The organism is uncultured Abiotrophia sp., assembly GCF_938010525.1.
Classification (GTDB): Bacteria; Bacillota; Bacilli; order Lactobacillales; family Aerococcaceae; genus Abiotrophia.
Map to the genome: position 1 here is coordinate 1 of NZ_CALLVK010000002.1, position 1353 is coordinate 1353.

General features: G+C 40.8%; 4 protein-coding genes. All 4 read right to left on the reverse strand.

All coding sequences use genetic code 11. The features are described 5' to 3' along the window. Positions 1–329: hypothetical protein (locus Q0339_RS00190; RefSeq protein WP_298076760.1), on the reverse strand; the 329-nt coding region annotated here is incomplete at its 3' end. Further along, a complete protein-coding gene (locus tag Q0339_RS00195; RefSeq protein WP_061418863.1) occupies positions 330–566 on the reverse strand; it encodes a hypothetical protein in 237 nt (78 codons plus the stop codon). Then, on the reverse strand, positions 559–897 hold the full coding sequence (locus Q0339_RS00200; RefSeq protein WP_298076761.1) for a hypothetical protein: 339 nt from the start codon (positions 895–897) through the stop codon (positions 559–561). Before Q0339_RS00200 ends, Q0339_RS00195 begins: the two co-directional genes overlap by 8 nt. After that, entirely contained in the window at positions 884–1279 is a 396-nt protein-coding gene (locus tag Q0339_RS00205; RefSeq protein ID WP_298076762.1) for a phage Gp19/Gp15/Gp42 family protein, read from the reverse strand. The genes Q0339_RS00200 and Q0339_RS00205 overlap by 14 nt, the downstream gene beginning before the upstream one ends. Between the last annotated feature and the right edge of the window lie 74 nt (positions 1280–1353).

Genomic DNA, 1353 nt, shown 5'->3' on the forward strand with positions numbered 1-1353 from the left:
TAATTAATATCAAATACGGCTTGATATCGATATTGTTTTGTTTCAGTGTCCGTAAAGTTGTAATCGCTGTTTAGGTGGACACCACAGATTGAATCTAATTCAATCAACCCTTTAACAGCACTTTTTACTTTCACATTGAGCTCTGCAGCCTTCTGCATAGTTGGGCCATAACTTTGAAAAGCAAAGATCGCACTACCAGAGTGATTACGCTCCTTTCCACCTGTCTTTTGAATAATGACAAAGCTATCGGGAGCTTCAGCTTCATGCTCAAAAAATGACGGTACATCTAAATGACCGTCAAGATATTTCTTGATAATAATTTCAATCATCTAATGCACCGCCTTCAACAAAGTGTTATTTTTCAAATTATCCCTCTTCGCTTTTCGCGTTGCTGGATAAATCATAGCATTGGCCCTTGTCTTACCAACGTGGCTATCTTGTTCATAACCAGGGCCACATCTTTTTTTAATGACTGTCGCTTCTTTGTTCAGAATGTCCTGAACCTCTTTGGATTTCAAAAGAGCTCCTACACCCGCACCGATAAGCTTGACTTTGAAATTACTCATACGCTTCAACCATCACTTTCTTATTCCATTCTAAAGGCATCATGGCTTCAATGCCTTCTAACGGAATGCCTAGCGTGCGCCACTTGCGCCCAAAGAAACGAACCTCACGGTCTTTCCACTCGTTCTGATCGCCTTTGGGGATGCCTAGCGTATAAGAAGCCTTCTTCCCGGTCAAACTAAGCTGAGTAGTGACATCTTCTGTCGAAGCTGGAACAACCAGGACATTATCTACTTGAATTTCTTTATTCTCATAAATAGGATGACCAAAGTCATCCCGACCAGTCTTAGTTTTCCCAGTCAAAGTTACAGTAATTCCTTTAATCCGTCCCATATATATCAATCACCCCATATCTTTGTTTCTTTAGACCTAGACGTTTTAATTCTGAGTCTTTAATAAAGAGACCCCCACCAGGAACTAGATAAGATCCACTCACTGAATAGCCTAATGCACTCTCAGTGAATTGAGTCATCGGTTCCTGGTTGGTTGAGGTCATCAACGTGCGAGCTACCACATCAACCGTGACGGACTTAACGACCATGGCAAAAGATGGATCAGTAGCAACCAATCCATCTAAATCTTTGCCAACTTTTTTAGCTTCAACTCTAAGAGAATGAGAAACAACTTCCAACAGTGCTTCGGCTCGTTCTTTCTCATCGAATTTCAATGTTCTCCACAATGTTTGAACATCTTCTACTGTTGCAAAGTTTTCCATCTAACTCACCCTTCGTTTGCGATTAGTAAATCAAGCAAAGCAGATTTATTTGCCTTGCTATCATACTCAACACC